Raw genomic sequence first — 23,151 nt, 5'->3', positions numbered from 1 at the left:
TCAGCGGCCCAGGACGACCCGGGCCATCCCGTCCAACGCGGGATTGCCCGGGTCCCAGTAACCGGTGTGCCCGCCTCGCCCGCTGGCGAAGACCCGGCCGCCGAAGCCGGGATCTGACGGGTCGTGACCAAACCACAGCTCGTGCCCGGTCCGGTTGGGCCAGCCCAGCACGGCCGCCAGCGGAGCAGAACCCAGCAGTGCCCGTCGGCCCAGCTCGTCCGCTGGGCGGGCCGCTCGGATCACGTCGTCCGGGGCGCTGCTCGCCCAGACCGCTCCGGGTGGCACGCCCAACTCGGCGGCGTGCGACGCGCCGACCCCGGGCGAGCCGACGAAGACCAGCGCGTCGGCGGCCAGCCCGTGCTCCCGGGCGGCCACTCCCACCACCAGTGACCCGTAGCTGTGCCCGAGCACGGTCTGCCGGGCCGGCGGCCCCTCGTGGCTGGCCCGCAACCCCTCCTGGAAGCGGTGCAGCGCCGGGCCGGCGTCCTGGGCCTGGCCAGCCGAGGCGGCCCCGGCCAGGAAATCCGGAGCGTCGTAGTCCAACCAGAGCACCGCCGCGCTGCGCTCACCCGGGGCGAGCTCGATGCACCGGTCCAGCACGCGCGCTGCCCTGCCCAGCTCACCGGGTGCGTCATCCAGACCGGCGGTCATCCCCGGCACGTGGGTCAGCACCCGGTCGGCATGGTCCGGATCGCCGAGCGCCACCACCACCCGGCCCTCACCGGCCGGATCCAACCCGAGCAGGTACGCCCGTGGCTCCCCGCCGGCCGCCAGCCGCCCGGCCAGCGAGTCCAGGCCGGCCAACCGTCCGACCACCCCGTGCAGCCGGACCGCCGCGAGCGGCTCTGGCGGCACCCGGGCCAGCAAGCGTCGCCGCTCAGCCAGCAACTCCTCGCGCCAGAACCCGAGCCGCAGCCGATTGGCCTGGTCACGCGCGGCCACCGGCACCCCGTCCAACCGGCCGACCAGCGCCGGCTCGCGCCCGATCAGCCACCGTCGCTGCGCCGGTGTCAACGCGGACCACCAGGCGCGGACCAGCGTCGGCGCGGCACCGGCTGCGGGCCGGCCCGGCGGCGGCGGGGACACCCAGCCGGAGCCGGCGGCACGGGCCAACTCATCCAACCGGTCGGCGGCCGCCCGATCCGCCGCCCCGGCCCCGTCGAGCGCGTCGCGCAGGGCCGCCGCCACCCGAGCCGCCGCCACGCCGGTCCGCTCGGTGGGTCGGACCCGGGTGGGATCAACGTGCACCCCGCCCGCGCGGTCCACCATCAGCCCGGCCGCGTCCGCCTGAGCGACCGCCGCGGCGAGCCGCGCCTTCGCCACCGTCAGTCGGCCGGCCAACTCGGCCAGCACCTGGTCGACCTCGATCAACGCGGGCGCGACCGAGGTCAGCTCGTCTCGGAGAGTGGCGAGCCGGGCATCAGCCGCTGCGGCGGCCGCACCGGACCAACCGCCCCGCAACCGCCCGCCGGCCCCCCGCAGCTCGCCGACGCGTCGGTCGACCGGCCCGACCATCCCGGCCCAGGCCGCCCCGGCGACCCGCCACCCGCCCGGATCGGCTGCCCACAGCTGCCGGTAGCCGACGCTCACCGGGGCAGAGCGGCGAACCGGTCTGCGGCCCGGTCGTCCACCGCCTCGTACGCCTCGGCCGCCGTCCGCACCCCACCGGAGGTCACCGCCACCTGGGCACCCAGCCGGCAGAACCAGGCATGACCGGCCGCCTCCAACCCGGCCAGAGCCGCGCCAGCTCGCCACTCGGGCGCCACCACCAGCAGCCCGGGCACCCCCGCGAGACCCAACGCCAGCCGGTGCGCCTCGTCGTCGAGGCTGACGGCAACCGCCCGCAGCTCCTCCGGCCGGACAGTGAACGGCTCATCGTTCATGACCACACCCCCGTGGACGATCCGCATCGACGAGCTGACGCTAGGTGGGCCCCGGCGGCCCCGCCCTGCCCTGTGGACAGCCGGCTCTGGGCCGTACCCCGGCGTGTCCACAGGCGTTGCCCACGGCGGGCCCGACGGCTAATCTGCGGCCTCGGCCGCCGGTAGGGTGGTGTGGTGATCGTCGCTGTCGGCATCGATGTCGTCCTGGTCGACCGGTTCGCCCGGGCCCTGGCACGGACGCCGCTGCTCGCCGACCGACTCTTCACCACAGCCGAGCGGCACACCCGCTCCGGCAACCCGCGCTCTCCGGAGTCGCTCGCCGGCCGGTTCGCCGCGAAGGAGGCCGTGGCCAAGGCGCTCGGCGCTCCGACCGGGCTGAACTGGCACGACTGCGAGATCGTGTCCGACCCGGACGGCCGTCCCTGGCTGACCGTCGCCGGCACCGTCGCGGCGGCGGCCGACGCGCGCGGGGTCAACCACTGGCACCTCTCGTTGTCGCACGACGGGGGGATCGCGTCGGCGATGGTGGTCGCGGAACGGTGACGTCGACCGGGTGGGCCGGTCGGGTCCACCCGCGAACGGATGGGACACGGTGGCATGAGATCGGTGTGGCGGGTGACCGACGTACGGGCGGCCGAGGCGGGGCTGATGGCCACGCTGCCGGAGGGCACGCTGATGCAGCGGGCCGCCGCCGGGCTGGCCCGCCGGGCCGCGCTGCTGCTCGCCGAGCGGGGCGGGGTCTACGGCGGCCGGGTGCTGCTGCTGGTCGGCTCCGGCGACAACGGTGGCGACGCGTTGTACGCCGGGGAGCGACTGGCCCGCCGAGGTGTCGACGTGTCCGCCCTGCTCCTCACCCCCGGGCGCGCCCACGCTGCGGGGCTGGCCGCGCTGCGAGCTGCCGGCGGCCGGCTGGTGGACCGTCCGACCGGCCCGGTGGACCTGGTCCTCGACGGCATCGTCGGCATCGGCGGCACCGGAGGTCTGCGGGCGAGCGCGGACGAGGTGGTCCAGCGCCTCTGCGAGCTGCGTGGGCGCGATGACAACCGCTCCACGGTGCTGGCGGTGGACGTGCCGAGCGGGGTCGCGGTGGACACCGGCCACGTGCCGCTGTCGGCGTCCGGCCGACCGAGCGCGATCCGCGCCGACGTGACGGTGGCCTTCGGCGCGCTGAAGCCCGCACTGGTGGTCGGGCCGGCCGCGGCCCTGGCCGGGCAGGTGGAGCTGGTCGACATCGGGTTGCGCCCGTGGCTGCGCGGCACCCCGGCGCTCCGGGTCACCGAGTGGTCCGACCTGATCGACTGGTGGCCGGAGCTGAGCCCGGCTTCGGAGAAGTACACCCGGGGCGTGGTGGGCGTGGCGACCGGCTCGGCGACCTACCCGGGTGCGGCGGTGCTCTCCGTGGGTGGCGCTCTGGCCGGGCCGACCGGACTGGTCCGCTACGCCGGTGGCGCCCGCACCGAGGTGCTGCACCAGCACCCCTCGGTGATCGCCAGTGGGCGGGTCGCCGACGCGGGCCGGGTGCAGGCCTGGGTCTGCGGCTCCGGGCTGGGCACCGGTGCGGACGCGGCTGCCGAACTGCGCGCCGTGCTGGCCACCTCGGTGCCGGTGGTGCTCGACGCCGACGCGTTGACCCTGCTGGTGGACGGGTCGCTCGCCGACCGGCTGCGCGGTCGGGACGCGCCGATCGTGGTCACCCCGCACGACCGGGAGTTCACGCGACTCTGCGGGGAGGAGCCCGGCGCCGACCGGGTCGGCGCGGCGTTGCGGCTGGCCGCCTGGATGAACGCGGTGGTGCTGCTCAAGGGGGACCGCACGGTGATCGGCACGCCGGACGGTCGGGCGTACGTCAACCCGACCGGCACCCCGGCACTGGCCACCGGAGGCACCGGCGACGTGCTGGCCGGGCTGCTCGGCTCCCTGCTGGCGGCCGGGGTGCCCGCCGAACGGGCCGCCGCCTCGGCCGCGTACCTGCATGGGCTCGCTGGCCGGGAGGCGGCCCGGGGTGGGCCGGTGACCGCGCCCGACGTGGTGACCGCACTGCGCCCGGTCGTCGCCCGGCTGGGCTGATCGGGTCGGTTCCAGGCGGCACGACCGGATCGGCTGTCCGGGGCGTGCGTCGCCGCCCGCGGTGATCTCAGCGGAAAGTAGGCTGGGCGCATGTGGCAGGCCGAGGTACGCGTCGATCTTGACGCCATCCGCGAGAACGTGAGCAGACTCCGCTCCGGCACCACGGCCGAGCTGATGGCCGTGGTGAAGGCTGACGGGTACGGCCACGGGATGCTTCCGGCCGCCCGCGCGGCGCTCGACGCCGGGGCGGACTGGCTCGGTGTCTGCACCCTCGACGAGGCGCTCACCCTGCGCCGGGCCGGGGTGACCGTGCCGGTGCTGGCCTGGCTGCTCGCGCCCGGGCTGCCGCTGCACGAGGGGGTCAGCGCCGGGGTGGACCTGGGCGCCGCCAGCCTCCCGCAGCTGGACGAGATGATCGAGGCGAGCCGGCTCGCCGGGCGCCCTGCCCGCCTGCACCTCAAGATCGACACCGGGCTGTCCCGGGGCGGGGCGACCGTCGCCGACTGGCCAGCGCTGCTGGACGCCGCCGCGAAGGCGCAGGCCGACGGCCTGGTCGAGGTGGTCGGCGTGTGGAGCCACTTCGTGTACGCGGACATGCCCGGCCACCCCACCACCGACCGTCAGGTGGCCGTCTTCCACGAGGGGCTGGCCATGGTCGAACGGGCCGGGCTGCGCCCGCGCTGGCGGCACCTGGCCAACTCGGCGGCGACGCTGACCCGCCCGGACACCCACTTCGACCTGGTCCGCCCCGGTCTGGCCATCTACGGGCTCTCCCCGGTGGCCGGTGAGACGTATGGGCTGCGGCCGGCGATGACCGCGCGCGCCCGGGTGATGCTCACCAAGCGGGTGCCGGCCGGCACCGGTGTTTCCTACGGGCACACCTACACCACCCCGAGCGAGGCGAACCTGGCCGTGGTGCCGCTCGGGTACGCCGACGGGGTTCCCCGGCACGCCTCCAACACCGGGCCGGTGCAGCTCGGCGGCGTACGGCGGACGATCTCGGGGCGGGTCTGCATGGACCAGTTCGTGCTCGACTGCGGCGACGACCCGGTGGCCGACGGCGACGTGGCGACGCTCTTCGGCAGCGGCGCCGACGGCGAGCCCACGGCCGACGACTGGGCCGAGGCGGTCGGCACGATCAACTACGAGATCGTCACCCGGTTCGGCAGCACCCGCGTGCCGCGCGTCTACGACGGCGAGCGGGCATGAGCTATCGCATTCCGCGTCCGCGGACCGCTGCGGGCCGGGTCGCGGGGATCGTCGGCGCCGCGGTCGGGGTGGCCGCGGCGGGCCTGGCGGCCGGCGTCGCCACCGAGCGCACCCTGGTCCGCCGGCTCAAGACCGACCCGACCGACCGCTACGCGCACGAGACGTTCGGCGAGCAGCGGTACGACGAGGCGTTCCGTCTCGAGCTGCCGGACGGCACGGACATCCACGTCGAGGTGGTCGAGCCGACCAGGCCGGTGCCGGGGCACCCCACCGTCGTGCTGGTGCACGGCTTCTGCCTGGACATGGGGACGTTCCATTTCCAGCGCCAGATGCTCGCCGCGCGCGGTGACTACCGGATCGTGGCGTACGACCAGCCCGGTCACGGTCGGTCCGGCCGGCTGGAGACCGGAGAGTACGACCTGACGGTGCTCGGCCGGACGCTGCGCCAGGTGATCGACCGCACCGCCCCGGACGGGCCACTGGTGCTGGTCGGCCACTCGATGGGCGGCATGACCATCATGGCGTTCGCCGAGCTGTTTCCGGAGTTGTTCGGTGACCGGGTGGTCGGCACCGTCCTGATGGCCACCTCGGGCGGGCTCATCGCGGAGACCAAGCTGGTCGCGCCCGCGCTGCTCGGCCGGGTCGGAGGTCCGGTGCTGTACATGGTCAGCAACGCCACCCGGTACGGCGGGCCCGTGATCGACAAGGCCCGCAAGTCGACGTCGAACGTTGCCTGGCTGCTGACCCGCAAGTACGGGTTCGGCACCCGCAAGCCCAGCCCGGCGCTCGTCTCCTTCGTGGAGACGATGAACTCGCGGACGTCGGCCGACACGGTGACCCGCTACCTGCGGACCCTGGCCACCCACTCGCGCTTCCCGGCTCTCGCCGCGTTGGCCGCGACGCCGGTGCTGGTGGTGGTCGGCGACAAGGACATGATTACCCCGGTGACCCACTCCGAGGAGATCGTCCGGCGGCTGCCGCACGCCGAGTTCGTCAAGATCAAGGACAGCGGTCACGTGGTGATGCTGGAGCACGCTGACGAGGTCAATGCCGCGCTCGCGCGGTTCCTCGAGTCACTCGGAGAGCCGGAGGAACGGTGAGTCACGTCGTCAAGCTGCCGACCGTCGAGGACACCCGGGAGTTCGGCCGGCGCCTGGCCGGGCTGCTGCGAGCAGGTGACCTGGTGCTGTTGACCGGCCCGCTGGGCGCCGGCAAGACCGCGCTCACCCAGGGTGTCGGCGCGGGGCTCGGTGTCGTCGGGGACATCACCTCGCCGACCTTCGTGATCGCCCGGGTGCACCGCCCCGATCCGGCCCGGGGCGGCCGGGTGGCCCTGGTGCACGCCGACGCGTACCGGTTGGGTGACGCCACCGATCCACGCGCCGAGATCGACGACCTGGACCTCGACGCCTCGGTGGACGATTCGGTGACGGTGGTGGAGTGGGGCGAGGGCCTGGTGGAGCAGTTGGTCGACGCGCACCTGCGGGTCCGCATCGACCGCCGCGACGACGACACCCGGATCGTCGAGCTGGACCCGATCGGTGGCGACTGGGCCCGGCGGCTCGCCGACCTGGGCTAGGCCGGCGGCTGTCGTACCCGATGCCTAGAGTGCGGGGGACCGACCCGCGCTGTGAGAGGTTCCTGATGGCCGACGACGCCCCCGCCCTTGACCTGCTGGCCCTGCTGCCGGAGCAGTGGCGTGCCGTGCTCACCCCGCACCTGGACGCTGCCCGCACCGCTGCGCTGGCCGAGTTCGTCGCCCGGGAATACGCGACGCAGACCGTCTTCCCGCCCCTGGAGGACCTGTTCTCGGCTTACCGGCTCTGCCCGCCGCAGGGCACCCGGGTGCTGATCCTCGGGCAGGACCCTTACCACCGGGCCGGGCAGGCGCACGGGCTGAGTTTCAGCGTCCGGGACGGTGTGACGGTGCCGCCGTCGTTGCGCAACGTCTTCAAGGAGTTGGGTGCGGACGTCGGCGTCCCCAAGCCGCGCAGCGGCAACCTCGACGGTTGGGCCGCCCAGGGTGTGCTGCTGCTCAACGCGGTGCTGACCGTCCGTCAGGCCACCCCGGGCTCGCACGCCAACTCCGGCTGGGAGGAGTTCACCGACGCGACCATCAGGGCGCTGGACGCGTCGTCGGACCGGGTCGTCTTCCTGCTCTGGGGCGGCTACGCCCGCAAGAAGGCCGCCCTGGTCACCAACCCGCAGCACGTGGTGCTGGAGGCCGGCCACCCCAGCCCGATGAACCCGCGCGGCTTCCTCGGCAGCCGCCCGTTCAGCGCGGCCAACAAGGCGCTGGCCGACGCCGGCCTGCCCACCATCGACTGGGAGCGCACCGCCGGCTGAGCCCGCCGTGGTTCAGCCTCCGCCGGCCGCCTGCCGGTCCCGGTAGCGGCGCAACAGCTCGCCAGCGCGTGGCTCGGTCAACTCCAGCTCGACCAGCGGCACCACCCGGTAGATCCGCCCACCGTGCTGCACCTCGATCGTCTCGGGCAGCTCGTCGCACATTGTTGCCCTGACCTCGCCGTACCGGGTCGACCAACGATGCTCACCCGGCTCCTCGGGCTCCAGCCACACTCCGCCGAACTCACCCCAGTTGGCGTTCCACCGCTGGCCGTATGCCGCCTCCAGCCAGCGGGTGAACCGTTTCGAGTCCTGCCAACGCACGGCGATCTCCAGGGCCTCGACCGGCACCGGCGCGCCCTGCAGCAACGCCGCCGTGCTCCCGGTGATCACCTGAGGAAAGTCGGAGAGCCGGTCCAGCATCCGGTCCAGGCCCAACCCGTCGATCCGCTCACCGATCGGCCGGGCCGCCAGGTCGTCGATCCGTGCGTCGAGGTGCGCGTCCAGCGGTTCGACCCCGACCACCAATTGGACGTCCATCGCGGCGAGCAACGCCTCGAGGACGGCGATGCTGGGCGCGCGGTTGCCGCTCTCGATCCGGGCCACCGCCGCCTGGCTGACCCCGGCCAACTCGGCCAGCTCGACCTGGGTCAGGTCGCGTAGGTGCCGCTGCTGTCGGACGGCGCTGCCGAGCAGGGTGACGAGGCGCGTGGTTGGCATGTCGGGATGGTGGACCAGCCCGACCCGTGGCGGATACCGCTGCGGCGGATTGACGACTGGCCACCCTCTGCCCCGGGCTGCGGTGGGCGCGTGACCTGCTCCTGCCGGGCTGGACTTGTCCTGGTGAGCGGTATACCTGTGAGTCATATTTATGACCCACGGGTATACCGCTCACCGAGGTATCCGCCGCGCGCCCGGGGGCGTGCCGCCCCGCCGGTCAGTTGCCTAGGCGGCGCGGGGTGCCGACCGAGCGGGCGGGGGCGGGGCGTGACCGGGCGGCGTTGGCGGGGCGGCTAGGCTGGCTTACCGTGCTCGTACTCGTGGTGGACAGCTCGACCCCCGCGGTGACCGCGGCGCTGGTGGAGGTCTCGGCGGACGGCGTGGTGGCCCGGGCGCACCGGTGCACCGTCGACGCCCGCGCCCACGGCGAACTGCTCGCGCCCCAGGTGGACGCGGTCCTCGCCGATGCCGACGCGCGCCCGCGTGACCTGGCCGCCATCGTCGCCGGGCTCGGCCCGGGGCCGTTCACCGGGCTGCGGGTCGGCCTGGTCACCGCCGCGACGATGGGTCAGGTGCTCGGCATCCCCACGTACGGCGTCTGCTCGCTCGATGCCATCGGTTACCCGGCGGCATCCGGCGAGCCGGTGTTGGCCGCCAGCGACGCCCGGCGCAAGGAGCTGTACTGGGCCGTCTACGACGGCGCTGGCGAGCGGATCGTCGGGCCCGAGGTGTCCACGCCGGTGGTCGCCGCCGCGCGCGCTCGCGAGTTGGGGGCGACGATCGCGGTCGGCGACGGGGCGCATCGGTACGCCGAAATCCTGGACCTGCCCGTTCGGGTCGAGCCGCGGTACCCGGACGCCACCGTGCTGGCCCTGCTGGCCGCCGAGCGGATCCGGGCGGGCGCGCCCAGCGAGCGGCTCACCCCGCTCTACCTGCGCCGCCCGGACGCGGTGGCGGCGACCGGCCGCAAACCGGTCCTGCCGTGACGGCGGTACGGCTCGACCCGTTCCGCTGGTGGCACATCGACGACGTGCTGCCGATCGAGGCTGACCTCTTCGGCGCCGAGCAGTGGTCGCCGGCCATGTTCTGGAACGAGTTGGCCAACGGGCACCACTACCGGGTCGCCGTCGACGCGGACGGTTCGGTGCTCGGCTACGCCGGGCTCGCCGGTGTTCCGCCGGGCGAGGTGTGGGTGCAGAACATCGCCGTCCGCCGGGACGCCCAGCGGCGCGGCGTTGGCCGTGCCCTGCTGGAGGAACTGCTCGCCGAGGCGGCCCGACGCGACGCCCGCAGCACCCTGCTGGAGGTCGCCGTGGACAACGCCGCCGCCCAGCGGCTCTACGCGACGTACGGGTTCGAGCCGATCGGGGTGCGGCGCGGCTACTACCAACCGAGCAACACCGACGCGCTGGTCATGCGGCGCGACGCCGAGCCGACCGGGGACGGATCACACGACCATGGCTGACGAACCGCTGATCCTGGGTATCGAGACCTCCTGCGACGAGACTGGCGTCGGCATCGTGCGGGGGCACACCCTGCTGGCCGACGCGCTCGCCTCCAGCGTCGAGGAGCACGCCCGGTTCGGGGGTGTGGTGCCGGAGGTGGCCAGCCGGGCACACCTGGAGGCCATCGTGCCGACCATGGACCGGGCACTGACCGAGGCCGGCGTGACCCTGGCCGACATCGACGCGATCGCGGTCACCTCCGGGCCGGGGCTGGCCGGCGCGCTGCTGGTCGGCGTGGCCGCCGCGAAGGGCTACGCGCTCGCCGCCGAGAAGCCGGTGTACGGCGTCAACCACCTCGCCGCCCACGTCGCGGTGGACACCCTCGAACATGGCCCACTGCCCGAACCCGCCATCGCGCTCCTGGTGTCCGGCGGCCACTCGTCCCTCCTGCTCGTCGACGACCTGGCCCGGGGCGTCACCCCGTTGGGGGCCACCATCGACGACGCGGCCGGCGAAGCGTTCGACAAGGTCGCCCGGCTGCTCGGGCTGCCGTTTCCGGGCGGCCCGCCCATCGACCGGGAAGCCCGGGCCGGCGACGCCGCCGCGATCGCCTTCCCCCGCGGTCTGACCGCCGCGAAGGATCTCGCCGCCCACCGGTACGACTTCTCGTTCTCCGGGCTGAAGACGGCGGTGGCCCGGTGGGTCGAGGCGCGTCAGCGTGCCGGCGAGCCGGTGCCGGTGGCCGACGTGGCCGCGTCCTTCCAGGAGGCCGTCTGTGACGTCTTGACCAACAAGGCGCTCGCCGCCTGCCGGGCCAGCGGAATCGAGACGCTGGTGATCGGCGGGGGAGTGGCGGCGAATTCGCGGCTGCGGGCGATGGCCGAGCAGCGGGCCGAGAAGTACGGCATCCGGGTCCGCGTGCCCCGGCCGAAGCTGTGCACCGACAACGGGGCGATGGTGGCCGCGCTCGGTTCGCACCTGGTCGCCGCAGGGGTCGCGCCGAGCCGACTGGACCTGCCGGCCGACTCGGCACTGCCGTTGACCACGGTCAGCGTGTGACGGGAGCGGCGGACATGATCGTGCGGATGTGGGAGGCGCGTGCCGAGGCGTACGGCGTCGCCGACCTGATCACCTGGGTGTGCGACACCGCCCTGCCCGAGTTGGAGCACGACCCGCTGCACGTCTCCAGCGAGGTCTTCTCCTCCACCGACCACCGTGTCGTGGTCATCTCCAAGTGGCGCAGCAACCCTCGACCGCTGCCGGATCCGCCTGCCCTGCTGGTGGCTCGCGCCCCGCACTCCTGGGACTTCACCCAGGTCGACCGGTGACGCGAGCCACCAACGAGTCCACTGCCGACGTTCAGTTGCGGCGCAGCATCCGGTAGGTGGCGATTCCGCCGGTACCCAGCGCGGCGAGGAAGACCAGCCAGACGACGGTGCTGCTGACCCCGACCTGTGGGCCGGTGTTGGCGGCGGCGGCGGCCAGTAGCCCGTCGTCACCGGGAGCGGGCAGCGCCGCTGGCGGCAGCTCCGGCCAGCGGACCAGCCCGGTGCTCTCCAGCATCTGCATGTGATGCATGACGAAGCCGTTGGCATCGTCACAGAGCTTGCGGACGGTGGCGTCGCGGGTGCTGGCCCGGACCGCGCCGATCACCGGGAAGATCTTGCCGTGGGCGACCCGGAGCCGGGTGACGAAGATCTGGTCGAACCGGGCGCCGGAGGCCTTCTGCATCTCCGCCAGCCAGCCCTTCTGCTCGGCGGTCGGCTCGCTGGGGATGTTCGCTCCCAGCTTGTTGGCCGCGTCGACGACGAGTTGGTCGAGCGCCTGGTGCTCGTTGGCGATGCCGGCGCCGATCTCCCGGACCTTGGCCGACTGCCCCTTTTCGGCGGCCATCTGGCCGGCCGGCATCTCCCACAGCCCGGCCAGCCGCACTCCGTTGAGCAGCGTCATGTCGGCGGCATTGAGCTGCTGGCCGCCGGCGGGCGCGGCGACGGCGACACCGGGCAGGACACCGATCCCCGCGATGATCGCAATGAGCAGCATCGCCGCTCGATGGGTCCGGATGCCCGGCCGGCGACGGGCGGAACTGAGCGGTGCCATGTCTGTGGTGCCTCCTCGGTCCGGACCGAAACGCGTCTGGACCGGGCAGCCATACCCTGCCGGCTGCCCGTCCGCCCACTGATACGGACTGATCGCGCGATCAGTTCATCGGAGGGGGATGCGGATCAGCGGGTGACGGCGAGGAAGACGCCCAGCAGCAGCAGGGTGAGCGCGGCAGCGGCGAAGAGCATCAGCAACTCCCGACGCCCATGCCCGACGGAATCGTCACCGTCTTTGGCCGGGTCGGGCAGCACCGGCAGGTCGCGGGTCAGCGCGGCCAGGTCGCCGAGGGTGCGTGCTGTCCACACCGCACCGGCCCGATCGGAGAACTCGTCGAGGGTCAGCCGACCCGCCGCAGTGTGCCGGTGCAGCTCGGCGACCACCCGGTTGCGGTCGTCGTCGGAAGCGCGCAGCTCGACATCCACGCCGGACAGCGTACGCGGATCAGCCCACGTCGAGGGGGTCGGCGAGGAGCCGTTCGAAAGCCAGCTCGGCGGCCCCGATCAGAGGCGCGTCCTCGCCCAGCTTCGGCGTACGCAGTCGGACGTGCTCCAGACAGGCGCCGAGCGCGTTGGAGTTGAGCCGGCTGCGGATCTGGGCCGCCGCCGCGAGGTAGAGGTCACGCATGGTCCCGCCGAAGATGACCATCTCCGGGTTGAAGACGTTCACCAGGTTGGCCACCCCGAAGCCGAGCCAGTCACCGGCCTGGCGGACGGCCGCCTGGGCTCGGGCGTCACCCCGGTCGGCGGCGTCGAAGACGGCCAGCAGAGCGTCACGACCTCGGGCGCCGGAGCGGCCGGCGGCGCGCAGCAGACCGTGCTCGCCGATCTCGGTCTCCCAGCAGCCCCGGGAGCCGCACTCGCAGGGTTTACCGTCGAGGACCACCTTCATGTGGCCGACCTCGCCGCCGTACCCACCATGCCCGGTGAGCCGGCGTCCGCCGGCGATGATGCCGGCCCCCACGCCGACGTCGCCGTACAGGTAGAGGACGTTGTCGCAGCCGGCCGCCACCCCCCGGGTGTGTTCGGCGAACGCCGCCACGTCCGCCACGTTGCCCACGGTGACCGGCACGTCGATGCCCAGCTCGGCACCGAGTGCGGCGCCGATCGGCTCGTCCACCCAGCCGGTGGTCGGGCCGAGCCGCACCAGGCCGTCGTCGCGGCGGACCATGCCACAGACCGCCACGCCGGCGCCGACGCAGATCGCGTCGGTGGGCACGACCTGCTGCATCTCCTTCACCGCACCGGCCAGGAGCGGGGCGGCCTCCGCGGCCAGCAGGCCACGCGGTCGGTCCAGGTCCCGGCGGTCCAGGACCGCCCCACCCAACCCGATCCGGGCCGCGCGCAGCCGGTCCACCTCCACTGAGTACGCGTACGCGTAGACCCGGGCCGACTCGGGCCGGACGACCAGTGACGGTCGGCCGGCCCGGCCGGTCTCCTTCGGCGCGCCTTCGCTGACCAGCCCCACCGCGGACAGGTCGGCGGTGAGCGCGCCGATGGTGCTGCGGTTGAGGCCCAGCGTGGTGGTCAGTTCGGCGCGTGTGGTCGCCCCGTGGACGTGCACGTGCCTCAGCAGGGCCCCGAGGTTCTGCCGTCGGACCTCGTCCTGGCTCGGTCCTGGGCGCATCGTGGTGCTACCTCCCGCGCGGTCAGCGGGTGCCGGTGGCTGCCGCGCGGCGGCGGGAGAGCGCGTCGACGCTGGCGGCGAGCAGCAGCACGACGCCGGTGACCACGTACTTGACTCCCGCGCTGTATCCCATCAGGCCCATTCCATTTTCGATTACCGCGACCACCGCGCCGCCGAGCACGGCGTCGAGGACGCGGCCCTTGCCGCCGAAGAGGCTGGTGCCGCCGATCACTGCCGCGCCGACCGCGTAGAGCAGTACGTTACTGCCACCCGTGTTCGGGTCGACCGAGTTGGCCCGACTGGCCGCCACGATGCCACCGATGGCGGCCATGGCCGAGCAGATCACGAACACCGAGATGCGGATCCGGTCGACCCCGATGCCGGCCCGGCGGGCCGCTTCCCGGTTGCCGCCGACGGCGTAGATGTGCCGGCCGTAGCTGGTGCGCTGGAGCACGAAGGTCCAGATGATCAGCAGCACCGCGATGACCGGCACCACGATCGGCACACCCTTGAGGGAGACGACCAGTACGTTGCGGCTGCGCTCCAGGTTGAGGACGTACACCGCCGTCCCGAGGATGACGGCGAGCCCGCCGATCCGGAGCGCCAGCACCGCGATCGGGTCGGTGATCAGGCCGCGGGCCACCCGGTTGCGGTGGCGCAGCAGTTGTACCGCGCCGTAGCCGATGACCGCGAGGGCGGCCAGCGCCCAGCCCAGGGTGGGGGCGAGGTTGCGGTTGGCGATGGCGACCAGCGTTTCGTCGCGGACGGAGATGTTGGTGCCATCCTTCACGAGCATCAGCACGATGCCCTGGAAGGCGAGGAAGCCGGCGAGGGTGACCACGAAGGACGGAATGCCGATCTTCGCGACCAGCAGGCCGAGACTGGTGCCGATGACCAGACCGGTGGCGACCGCGGCGAGCACGGCGACCCACCACGGGTGGCCGAGCACGGTGACCACATTGGCCAGCACCGCCGCGCAGACCCCGCTGGCGAAGCCGGCGGAGAGGTCGATCTCGCCGAGCAGCAGCACGAAGACCAGGCCCATCGCGATCAGCGTGACCGCCGCGCCCTGGGTGAAGAGGTTGGCGAAGTTGCCGGCCGACAGGAACGACGACGGCCGCATGACCGCGAAGACCGTGCAGAGCACGATCAGGCCGAGTACGGCTGGTAGTGCGCCGACGTCGCCACCGCGTACCCGGCTCAGGTAGTTGCGGACATGGCCCCCGACGGTCGGCGCCGGTGTGACGGCCGCCGGGCCGTCGTTGCGCACGGCGGTGGTGGTCATCGGAGGCCTCCTGAGATCGAGTCGGCCGGCAGCGAGCCGTCGCCGTTGCTGCCCGGGTCGGTGGCGAGGCCGAGCCCGCCCGAACGCCCGGCGGTGATCAGCTCGACCACCTGGGCATGGGTGATGTCGGTGGTCTTCACCTGGGCGACCATCTGACCGAGGTACAGCGCGGCGATCCGGTCGGAGACGGCGAAGACGTCGTTCATGTTGTGCGAGATGAGCACCACGGCCAGGCCGTTGTCGGCGAGGCGGCGGACCAGTTCGAGCACCTGGGCGGTCTGTGCCACGCCGAGCGCCGCGGTCGGCTCGTCCAGGATGACGAGCCTGCTGTTCCACAGCACCGCCTTGGCGATGGCCACGGTCTGACGCTGGCCGCCGGAGAGGCTGGACACGTGTTGACGCAGTGAGGTGACGGTGCGGATGGAGAGCCCTGCCAGGGTCTCGGCGGCCAGCTGTTCCATGGTCGGCTCGTCCAGGACGATGCCGCTGCGCTTCTCCCGGCCGAGGAACATGTTCTGCACGATGTCCAGGTTGTCGCAGAGCGCGAGGTCCTGGTAGACGACCTCGATGCCCAGCGCGGAGGCGTCGCGGGGGCTGCCGACGTGCACCGGTTCACCGTTGAACAGGATCTCGCCGGCGTCGGTGGGGTGGATGCCGCTGATGCACTTCACCAGGGTCGACTTGCCGGCGCCGTTGTCGCCGACCAGTGCGGTCACTTCACCCGGGTGGACGGTGAGGGCGACGTCGCGGAGCACCTGGACGGGACCGAAGCTCTTGTCGATCCCGCGGAGTTCCAGCAGGGGGGTCGCGGACACGGGGGTCTCCTTCTCAAGGGAGGTCGGGGCACATCCGGCGGGCGCCGCCCGGCACGGGAGAGGTTCTCCCGTGCCGGGCGGCGATGGTCGTCCCGGCGGGTACTGCGGCGTCGGTCAGCTGATGCCGGCTTCGGCGCAGAGCTTGGCGTACGTCCCGGCGCAGACCTGCTCCTTGGTCACGTAGCCGTCGGCGATGACGTCCTTGACGGTGTCCTTGTAGATGGCCTTCGGGGTGAGCAGCACCGAGGGGACGTCGCGGCCACCCTCCGGGTCCTTGACCGTCTGGCCGGTGTCCTTCTTCTCGCCCTTGGCGAGCGCGATGGCCAGGTCGGAAGCGGCCTTGGCCTCTTCCCGGACGGCCTTGTAGACGGTCATGCACTGGTCACCGACGAGGATGTTCTGCAGGCCCTCGACGCTGGCGTCCTGCCCGGTCACCGGCACCTTGCCGTTGAGCTTGTTCTTCTTGAGGATCGAGATGGCCGCGTTGCCGAGACCGTCGTTGGCGGCCAGCACGCCGTCGATCTTGCCGTTGGCCTTGGTGAGCTGCTGCTCGAAGATCGTCGCGGCCTGCGCGTTGTCCCACGCCGGCACCGCGTCCTCGGGGCCCTTGACGTATTCCTTGGCGTCGAACTTCGGCTTGAGCACCGAGTCGTAGCCAGCCTTGAACAGGGTGGCGTTGTTGTCGGTGGGGGAGCCGTTGAGGTACGCCACGACCGGGTTCTTGGCGCCCTTCTCGGTCAGGCACTTCGTCAGACCTTCGCCCTGGAGCTTGCCGACGCTCTCGTTGTCGAAGCTGACGTAGTACTGGGCGGAGCCGCCGAGGGTGAGCCGGTCGTAGTCGATGGTGGCGACGCCCTGCGACTTGGCCTTGTCCAGCACGGCCTTGCCGGTGCCGGAGTCCAGGTTGACGATCATCAGGGCGGTGACGCCGCTGGTGATCATCTGGTCGGCGATGGTCTGGAAGGCGGTCTTGTCGTTCTGCGCGTTCTGAATGTCGTACTGGACGCCGGCGGCCTTGAACGCCTCCTCCAGGAATCGACGGTCCGCGGTCTCCCAGCGGACGGAGGACTTGCTGTCCGGGAGGATCACGCCGATCTTGGGAGTCTTGGCCGAGCCGGCCTTGTCGTCGCCGGAGTCGTCGCCGCAGGCGGTCAAGCCGCCGGTCGCGAGCAGGCCCACGGCGGCGATGGTGAGGATCCCCTTACGCATGTGCAGGGTCCTTTCGGGGGTGGGGGAGGTGTTGTTTTTGTTGTGTCCGGCAACGTATTGCGCCTCGCGCCGAATCCACAAGACTGCGCAGGTGCCAAGTTTGTTGGCAGCGATAACAATTCAGCAACGCGACTGTTACTCCCCGGGTATCCCACGGGGGAGTCGACGTAACGAGAGCCGTCAGCGGGTCTGCAACGGCGCGGTGCGGGCGTCGGTCAGCGCCACCAGATCCGCTGCGGCCAGTTCAAGTTGCAGGCCTCGCCGACCAGCCGAGACGTAGATCGTCGGGAGACTCAGCGCGGATTCGTCCAGCACGGTGGGCAGTCGCCTGCGCTGCCCCAGCGGGCTGATCCCCCCGCGTACGTAGCCGGTTGCCCGCTCGGCGACCGCCCGGTCGGCCAGCGCCGCCCGCTTGCCACCGACCGCCGCCGCGAGCGCCTTCAGATCCAGCTCGCCGGTGACCGGGACGACCGCCACCGTGAGCGCGCCGTCGACCTCGGTCACCAGCGACTTGAACACGCGCTCTGGCGCCACGCCGAGCGCCACCGCCACCAACGCACCGTAGTTCGGGGCGTCCGGCGCCACCCGGTACGGATGGGTGCGATGCGCGACGCCACGCTTGACCACCAGTGCCGTCGCCGGAGTGCCCTGTCCCGCCACGACGACGACGCTAGTCGACCGGCCTGCCGATCAGTACGGTCGGTGCGCCCGCGATCCGGGTGAGCACCAGGCTCGCCGCGGCGTCGCCGGCCAGCCGCAGGTCCCGCCGGAGCTGCTCCGGGGTGAGCGCCGAACCGCGCTTGAGGATCTCCACCCGGCCCACCCGGCGGTCCCGCAGCAGCGCCCGCAGACGCTTCAGCGAGAACGGCAGCACGTCGGTGATCTCCAGGCAGCGCGCGTACGGGGTGCGGGTCGGGTGGTCGGCGTAGAGGTAGGCGATGCTCGGGTCGCCGAGGGTGGCGTCCAGTTCGACGGCCAGTTCGGCGACGAGGTGTGCGCGTACCACCGCCGGGTCCGGGTCGTACAGGAAGCGGCGGGGCGGCCCGACCGGCGCCTCGTCTGCGCCCGAGCCGGTGAGCTGGTGGCGGTGCGCCTCGGCGCCCTGCTGGCGGTAGAGCGTGGCCCGGCGGGGCGCCTCGGCCAACTCGCCGCACCAGAGCGCGGCCTCGACCAGGTCGCCGTCCACGCCGACCCACTCCGCCTCCGCGCCGGTCGGAATGAGCGCATGGTCCAGGCCCGGCGCCACCTTCACCACGGTGCGCGGAACCCGCTCGGCCAGCCCGGTGACGAAATCCCACGGCGGCGAGTAGGCGCGCGGGTCGAAGATCCGCCGTCCGGTGCCGGTGGAGCGGCGGGCCGGGTCGCAGAAGACCCCGTCGACGCGGGAGACGTCGAACGCGGTGGCATCGCCGCACTCGACCGTGAACAGGTCGGCCAGCCCGGCCGCCGCTGCGTTGGCGGCGGCCATCGCGGCGGTCACCGGGTCGGCCTCCACCCCGTACACCCGGATGCCGGCGCGGGCGGCGGCCAGCGCGTCCGCGCCGAGGCCGCACCCGAGGTCGGCCAGGGTGCGGACGCCAGCCGCGTGCAGCCGGGCGGCCCGACGGTCGGCGACCACCCGGCGGGTGGCCTGCTCCAGGCCAGGGCGGGTGAGGAACATCCCATCGGCGGCCGGGCCGAACTTGCCGACCGCCCGGTGACGGAGCTCGGCCTGGGTGAGCGCCGCCGCGGCCAGCGTCGGCGGCACCCCGGCAGCGCGCAGCGCCGACGCCGCGGCCAGCGGATCACCGCCGGCCAGCCCGGCCGCCGCCGTGAGCGCGGCCGACCCCTCGGGGGTACGCAGCGCCGCCAACTGGTCGAGATCCACCCGATCATTGTCCTGGTCGACTCGGAAATCCTGGCTGGCGGGGCGCGACGCGCTGGCACTCTCCTTGACGGAGTGCTAGCCACGGAATAACCTGCGATTAGCACTCTCACCCTGAGGGTGCCAGCTTCCGGGTCTCGCGACCCGGGTGCGCACGCCAGGCGGACCGGCACCCGCGACGACGGCCCCGCCCGGTGGCATGAGGCAGATTGACGCTGGTCGGCCCCGCCGGCCAGCAACGAAACCAGTACCCCAGGAGGGTATGCCCGTGACTACCGCGACCAAGGTTGCGATCAAGCCGCTCGAGGACCGCATCGTGGTCCAGGCGAACGAGGCTGAGACCACCACGGCGTCGGGCATCGTGATCCCCGACACCGCCAAGGAGAAGCCGCAGGAGGGCACTGTCCTCGCTGTGGGCCCGGGGCGCATCGACGACAACGGCAACCGGGTTCCGGTTGACGTTCAGGTCGGCGACACCGTCCTCTACTCGAAGTACGGCGGCACCGAGGTCAAGTACGCCGGCGAGGAGTACCTGGTGCTCTCCGCCCGCGACGTCCTCGCGGTCATCGAGAAGTAAGCAACCGATCAGTGCCATTGCCTCGGTCCGGCTCGCCGGGCCGGGGCAATGGCGCTTCGAAGGGACATTCATGGCGAAGATCCTGAGCTTCTCGGACGACGCCCGACACCTGCTGGAGCACGGTGTCAACGCCCTCGCGGACGCGGTCAAGGTCACTCTCGGCCCGCGCGGGCGCAACGTCGTCCTGGACAAGAAATTCGGTGCGCCGACGATCACCAACGATGGTGTGACCATCGCCAAGGAGATCGAGCTCACCAACCCGTACGAGAACCTTGGCGCGCAGCTGGTCAAGGAGGTGGCGACCAAGACCAACGACGTCGCCGGCGACGGGACCACCACCGCGACCGTGCTGGCCCAGGCGATGGTTCGCGAGGGTCTGCGCAACGTGACCGCCGGGACCAACCCGGCCGGCCTCAAGCGGGGCATCGACGCGGCGGCCACCAAGGTCTCCGAGGCGCTGCTCGGCCGTGCCGCCGAGGTCACCAGCAAGGAGTCGATCGCGAACGTGGCGACGATCTCCGCGCAGGACGCCACCATCGGCGATCTGATCGCCGAGGCGATGGAGCGGGTCGGCCGCGACGGTGTCATCACCGTCGAGGAAGGCTCGATGCTCACCACCGAACTGGACGTGACCGAGGGTCTCCAGTTCGACAAGGGCTTCATCTCGCCGAACTTCGTCACCGACCTGGAGGGTCAGGAGTCCGTCCTTGAGGACGCGTACATCCTGGTCACCACCCAGAAGATCTCGGCGATCGAGGAGCTGCTCCCGCTGCTGGAGAAGGTCCTGCAGAACAGCAAGCCCCTGCTGATCATCGCCGAGGACGTGGACGGCCAGGCGCTCTCCACCCTGGTGGTCAACTCGCTGCGCAAGACCCTCAAGGTCTGCGCGGTCAAGGCCCCGGGCTTCGGTGACCGGCGCAAGGCTCTGCTCCAGGACATCGCGATCTCCACGGGCGCCGAGCTGGTCGCCCCGGAGCTGGGCTACAAGCTCGACCAGGTCGGCCTCGAGGTGCTCGGCACCGCTCGGCGCATCGTGGTCGACAAGGAGAACACCACGATCGTCGACGGCGGTGGCCAGAAGGCCGACGTCGCCGACCGGGTGTCTCAGATCCGCAAGGAGATCGAGGCCTCCGACTCCGACTGGGACCGGGAGAAGCTGGCCGAGCGGCTGGCGAAGCTCTCCGGTGGCATCGCCGTGATCAAGGCTGGCGCGGCGACCGAGGTCGAGATGAAGGAGCGCAAGCACCGCATCGAGGACGCCATCGCGGCGACCAAGGCTGCGGTCGAGGAGGGCACTGTGCCCGGCGGCGGCGCCGCCCTGGTGCAGATCCTCTCGGTGCTCGACGACGACCTGGGCTTCACCGGTGACGAGAAGGTCGGCGTCTCGGTCGTGCGCAAGTCGCTCGTCGAGCCGCTGCGCTGGATCGCGCAGAACGCCGGTCACGACGGCTACGTCGTGACGCAGAAGGTCGCCGACCTGAAGTGGGGCAACGGCCTCGACGCTGCCAAGGGCGAGTACGTCGACCTGGTCAAGGCCGGCATCATCGACCCGGTGAAGGTGACCCGCAACGCGGTCACCAACGCCGCCTCGATCGCCGGTCTGCTGCTCACCACGGAGAGCCTCGTGGTGGAGAAGCCGGAGCAGGCCGAGCCGGCCGCCGGCGGCGGGCACGGCCACGGCCACGGCCACCAGCACGGCCCGGGTTTCTGACCCGGTAGCGACACCAGTCCGGGGCGCGCCGTCGTACGACGGTGCGCCCCGGTTCGTCTTCGCGGATCACTACCGGCCGCTGACGTTGTTGGCGGCCGGGCGGAACGATCGCGCACACTGGGCCGATGAGCACCACGTCGCGGCGGTACGCCGCGCTGGCCGGAGTGACCGCCGCCGCCATCGCGATCGGGATCGCCGAACCGGTGGCAGTGTTGACGGGTCCCCGGTCGGCGCCCCTGGTCGCGGTCGGCGGGGTGGTCGTCGACGCCGTCCCCGAGTCGCTGAAGCAACTCGCCATCGACATCTTCGGCACCGCCGACAAGATCGCACTGCTGGTCGTCACGGGCCTGTTGCTCGGAGGGTTCGCCGCCCTGTTCGGTGTGCTGGCGGTCCGCCGTCTGGCACTCGGCCTGGCCGGCATCGCCGCGTTCGGTGCCATCGGCGTGGCCGCCGCGCTGACCCGCCCCGGTGCGGACGCCGCCGACGCGCTGCCGTCACTGGTCGGCGCCAGCCTCGGTGCCCTGGTGCTCTGGCTGTTCATTGGCGGCCCGTTGGAGCTGGACCCCTGGCCCTGGTCACCACCCACCCCGATCGCGCCGGTGTCGCCGGCCGGCCCGTCGGCCGGGTCTTCGGCCGAGCCCTCGGGTGGGTCTTCGGCCGAATCGTCGGCTGGGCCGTCGGCTCTGAGCCCGGCTGAGCCTGCGCTGGTGGCAGGGGCGAGTGGGGAGTCGTCGGGCGCCGACCCGGAGTCGAGGCGACGGTTCCTCACCGGCAGCGGGGTACTGCTCGGCACGGCCCTGGTGGGCGGTCTCGGTGGGCGTTGGCTTGCCGGTCGGCGCGGGGTGTCCGCCGCCCGGGATGCGATCCGGCTGCCCGCGCCGGTCGCCCCCGCACCGGCCGTGCCGGCCGGCGCGGACCTCTCGATGGCACAGGTTGCGCCCTACGTCAGCTCGAACTTCGGGTTCTACCGGATCGACACCGCGCTCGTGGTGCCCCAGGTGGACCCGGACACCTGGCGACTGCGAATCCACGGGCGGGTCGGCACCGAACGCACCTACAGCTACGCGGACCTGCTGGCCCGGCCGCTCGTCGAGCGGTACGTCACGCTGGCCTGCGTCTCCAACGAGGTGGGCGGGGACCTGATCGGCAACGCCCGCTGGCTCGGCGTACCCCTGCGGGAGTTGCTGGACGAAGTCGAGCCGGACGCGGACGCCGACCAGGTCGTCGGCCGGTCGGTCGACGGCTGGACCTGCGGCACCCCCACCGCCGCTCTGCGTGACGGGCGGGACGCGCTGTTGGCGGTCGGCATGAACGGCGAGCCACTGCCGGTCGAGCACGGCTTCCCGGTCCGGATGGTGGTGCCCGGCCTCTACGGTTACGTGTCGGCCTGCAAGTGGGTGACCGAGCTGGAGCTGACCCGGTTCGCCGACTTCGACGCGTACTGGGTGCCGCGCGGCTGGTCCGCCCAAGGGCCGATCAAGACACAATCACGGATCGACACGCCCCGGCGACGCAACCGGCTGACCACCGGGCCGGTGACCGTCGCTGGGGTGGCCTGGGCGCAACACCGGGGCATCCGCCAGGTCGAGGTACGCGTCGACGGCGGAGAGTGGCAACAGGCAGCGCTGGCACCGACCGTGTCGGTGGACACCTGGGTCCAGTGGTCGTGGCGCTGGGACGCCACGCCGGGCGAACACCGGCTGCAGGTCCGGGCCACGGACGCGACCGGCGAGATCCAGACCGAGCGTACGCAGGGTGTGGTCCCAGACGGCGCCACCGGCTGGCACTCGGTCACCGTCACCGTCCGCTGATCGCCTGGTGGGTTGCCGCCGGGCTGTCCCGACCTGCCTTGAGTCAGCGCCGGGCCGTGCCGGCCCGCCTTGCGCTCGCCTTGTGCTCGCCTTGGGGGCGGCGCCGGGCGGTCGGCCTGATCGGCGGTACGTCCGGCTGTGGAGATCTTGGTCAGTTTCCGTCAGCTGCTGACGGAAACTGTCCAAGATTGCCGAAGCTCGTGGCTGCGGGGGCGTGTGCCTTGGGCCAGCCCGCGTCGATCAAGGAGTTGTGGTGGGGGACAAAGCAGCCTGAAGCATCCTCGACCGGGCACCACAAGTGCATGATCGACGCGGGCACGGGTGCAGGACGGCCCGGGTGAGGCGTAGGCCCGAGCGCGGACACGGACTGCGGCGCGAGGGCACGGACGCGGTGCCGGCCGGACGCGGGCACGGACGGCGGCGCGAGGCACAGGCGCGAGGCATAGGCGCGGGGCCGGCACGGACGGGCACGGACGCGGCGCAGGC

At 72.5% G+C, this 23,151-nt stretch carries 24 protein-coding genes; 13 read left to right on the top strand and 11 right to left on the bottom strand.

The genetic code is table 11. The features are described from left to right. Entirely contained in the window at positions 1–1,590 is a 1,590-nt protein-coding gene (locus HNR20_RS10470) for an alpha/beta hydrolase (protein WP_184178633.1), read from the bottom strand. Further along, the gene (locus tag HNR20_RS10465) at positions 1,587–1,883 is read right to left on the bottom strand and encodes a type VII secretion target (RefSeq protein ID WP_184178631.1); all 297 of its coding nucleotides are present in this window, start codon (positions 1,881–1,883) and stop codon (positions 1,587–1,589) included. The genes HNR20_RS10470 and HNR20_RS10465 overlap by 4 nt, the downstream gene beginning before the upstream one ends. Positions 1,884–2,057: 174 nt before the next feature. Between HNR20_RS10465 and HNR20_RS10460 the strand changes: the two genes are divergently transcribed. From HNR20_RS10460 to ung, 6 genes are all read left to right on the top strand, one after another. Continuing rightward, positions 2,058–2,426, top strand: coding sequence for a holo-ACP synthase (locus tag HNR20_RS10460; RefSeq protein WP_184178629.1), 369 nt, complete (start codon positions 2,058–2,060; stop codon positions 2,424–2,426). A 54-nt stretch (positions 2,427–2,480) separates the two neighbouring features. Then, the gene (locus HNR20_RS10455) at positions 2,481–3,950 is read left to right on the top strand and encodes an NAD(P)H-hydrate dehydratase (protein WP_184178627.1); all 1,470 of its coding nucleotides are present in this window, start codon (positions 2,481–2,483) and stop codon (positions 3,948–3,950) included. Between the two features lie 90 nt (positions 3,951–4,040). Then, entirely contained in the window at positions 4,041–5,159 is a 1,119-nt protein-coding gene (alr, locus tag HNR20_RS10450; RefSeq protein ID WP_184178625.1) for an alanine racemase, read from the top strand. Continuing rightward, complete coding sequence (locus tag HNR20_RS10445) at positions 5,156–6,259, top strand: alpha/beta fold hydrolase (protein ID WP_184178623.1); 1,104 nt, start codon at positions 5,156–5,158, stop codon at positions 6,257–6,259. Before alr ends, HNR20_RS10445 begins: the two co-directional genes overlap by 4 nt. After that, the gene (gene tsaE / locus HNR20_RS10440) at positions 6,256–6,738 is read left to right on the top strand and encodes a tRNA (adenosine(37)-N6)-threonylcarbamoyltransferase complex ATPase subunit type 1 TsaE (protein ID WP_184178621.1); all 483 of its coding nucleotides are present in this window, start codon (positions 6,256–6,258) and stop codon (positions 6,736–6,738) included. Before HNR20_RS10445 ends, tsaE begins: the two co-directional genes overlap by 4 nt. A 65-nt stretch (positions 6,739–6,803) precedes the next feature. Then, a complete protein-coding gene (gene ung, locus HNR20_RS10435) occupies positions 6,804–7,505 on the top strand; it encodes a uracil-DNA glycosylase (RefSeq protein ID WP_184178619.1) in 702 nt (233 codons plus the stop codon). 12 nt (positions 7,506–7,517) lie between these two features. Here ung and HNR20_RS10430 read toward each other — a convergent pair whose 3' ends face one another. Further along, positions 7,518–8,222: a helix-turn-helix domain-containing protein gene (locus tag HNR20_RS10430; protein WP_184178617.1), complete on the bottom strand. Its 705-nt coding sequence runs from the start codon at positions 8,220–8,222 to the stop codon at positions 7,518–7,520. A gap of 308 nt (positions 8,223–8,530) precedes the next feature. On the opposite strand from HNR20_RS10430, the gene tsaB reads away from it, so the two are divergent. Genes tsaB through HNR20_RS10410 form a run of 4 tightly spaced genes read left to right on the top strand, consistent with a single transcriptional unit; the run spans position 8,531 to position 10,995 of the window. Next, positions 8,531–9,208 carry a tRNA (adenosine(37)-N6)-threonylcarbamoyltransferase complex dimerization subunit type 1 TsaB gene (tsaB, locus tag HNR20_RS10425; RefSeq protein WP_184178615.1) on the top strand — a complete coding sequence of 226 codons (678 nt, stop codon included), beginning with the start codon at positions 8,531–8,533 and terminating at the stop codon, positions 9,206–9,208. After that, positions 9,205–9,687, top strand: a complete 483-nt coding sequence (gene rimI / locus HNR20_RS10420) for a ribosomal protein S18-alanine N-acetyltransferase (RefSeq protein WP_184178613.1) — start codon at positions 9,205–9,207, stop codon at positions 9,685–9,687. Before tsaB ends, rimI begins: the two co-directional genes overlap by 4 nt. Continuing rightward, a complete protein-coding gene (gene tsaD, locus HNR20_RS10415; protein ID WP_184178611.1) occupies positions 9,680–10,726 on the top strand; it encodes a tRNA (adenosine(37)-N6)-threonylcarbamoyltransferase complex transferase subunit TsaD in 1,047 nt (348 codons plus the stop codon). The genes rimI and tsaD overlap by 8 nt, the downstream gene beginning before the upstream one ends. Positions 10,727–10,740: 14 nt before the next feature. Next, positions 10,741–10,995 carry a hypothetical protein gene (locus HNR20_RS10410; protein WP_053660576.1) on the top strand — a complete coding sequence of 85 codons (255 nt, stop codon included), beginning with the start codon at positions 10,741–10,743 and terminating at the stop codon, positions 10,993–10,995. 31 nt (positions 10,996–11,026) lie between these two features. Here the strand turns inward: HNR20_RS10410 and HNR20_RS10405 are convergent, their stop codons facing one another. From HNR20_RS10405 to HNR20_RS10370, 8 genes are all read right to left on the bottom strand, one after another. Next, a complete protein-coding gene (locus HNR20_RS10405; RefSeq protein WP_184178609.1) occupies positions 11,027–11,767 on the bottom strand; it encodes a DUF4142 domain-containing protein in 741 nt (246 codons plus the stop codon). Positions 11,768–11,892: 125 nt separating this feature from the next. Then, on the bottom strand, positions 11,893–12,192 hold the full coding sequence (locus HNR20_RS10400; protein WP_184178607.1) for a DUF1707 SHOCT-like domain-containing protein: 300 nt from the start codon (positions 12,190–12,192) through the stop codon (positions 11,893–11,895). Between the two features lie 19 nt (positions 12,193–12,211). Further along, positions 12,212–13,393: an ROK family protein gene (locus HNR20_RS10395; RefSeq protein ID WP_184178605.1), complete on the bottom strand. Its 1,182-nt coding sequence runs from the start codon at positions 13,391–13,393 to the stop codon at positions 12,212–12,214. Between the two features lie 22 nt (positions 13,394–13,415). After that, the gene (locus HNR20_RS10390; protein WP_184178603.1) at positions 13,416–14,678 is read right to left on the bottom strand and encodes a sugar ABC transporter permease; all 1,263 of its coding nucleotides are present in this window, start codon (positions 14,676–14,678) and stop codon (positions 13,416–13,418) included. Beyond that, entirely contained in the window at positions 14,675–15,493 is an 819-nt protein-coding gene (locus HNR20_RS10385) for an ATP-binding cassette domain-containing protein (protein WP_184178601.1), read from the bottom strand. Before HNR20_RS10385 ends, HNR20_RS10390 begins: the two co-directional genes overlap by 4 nt. A 114-nt stretch (positions 15,494–15,607) precedes the next feature. After that, positions 15,608–16,702 carry a sugar ABC transporter substrate-binding protein gene (locus HNR20_RS10380; protein WP_184178599.1) on the bottom strand — a complete coding sequence of 365 codons (1,095 nt, stop codon included), beginning with the start codon at positions 16,700–16,702 and terminating at the stop codon, positions 15,608–15,610. Between the two features lie 180 nt (positions 16,703–16,882). Continuing rightward, positions 16,883–17,362, bottom strand: coding sequence for a Cys-tRNA(Pro) deacylase (ybaK, locus tag HNR20_RS10375; RefSeq protein WP_184178597.1), 480 nt, complete (start codon positions 17,360–17,362; stop codon positions 16,883–16,885). Positions 17,363–17,372: 10 nt separating this feature from the next. Continuing rightward, positions 17,373–18,569, bottom strand: coding sequence for a THUMP-like domain-containing protein (locus tag HNR20_RS10370; RefSeq protein WP_184178595.1), 1,197 nt, complete (start codon positions 18,567–18,569; stop codon positions 17,373–17,375). Positions 18,570–18,834: 265 nt separating this feature from the next. Between HNR20_RS10370 and groES the strand changes: the two genes are divergently transcribed. From groES to HNR20_RS10355, 3 genes are all read left to right on the top strand, one after another. Continuing rightward, positions 18,835–19,143: a co-chaperone GroES gene (gene groES / locus HNR20_RS10365; RefSeq protein ID WP_506280100.1), complete on the top strand. Its 309-nt coding sequence runs from the start codon at positions 18,835–18,837 to the stop codon at positions 19,141–19,143. Between the two features lie 70 nt (positions 19,144–19,213). Beyond that, positions 19,214–20,854, top strand: coding sequence for a chaperonin GroEL (gene groL / locus HNR20_RS10360; RefSeq protein WP_184178591.1), 1,641 nt, complete (start codon positions 19,214–19,216; stop codon positions 20,852–20,854). Between the two features lie 125 nt (positions 20,855–20,979). Further along, entirely contained in the window at positions 20,980–22,665 is a 1,686-nt protein-coding gene (locus tag HNR20_RS10355) for a molybdopterin-dependent oxidoreductase (protein WP_184178590.1), read from the top strand. Positions 22,666–23,151: the final 486 nt, after the last annotated feature.

It is taken from the genome of Micromonospora parathelypteridis (genome assembly GCF_014201145.1).
Classification (GTDB): domain Bacteria; phylum Actinomycetota; class Actinomycetes; order Mycobacteriales; family Micromonosporaceae; genus Micromonospora; species Micromonospora parathelypteridis.
Note: the sequence above shows the minus strand (reverse complement) of the source record. Positions and strands in the feature narration are given on the sequence as shown.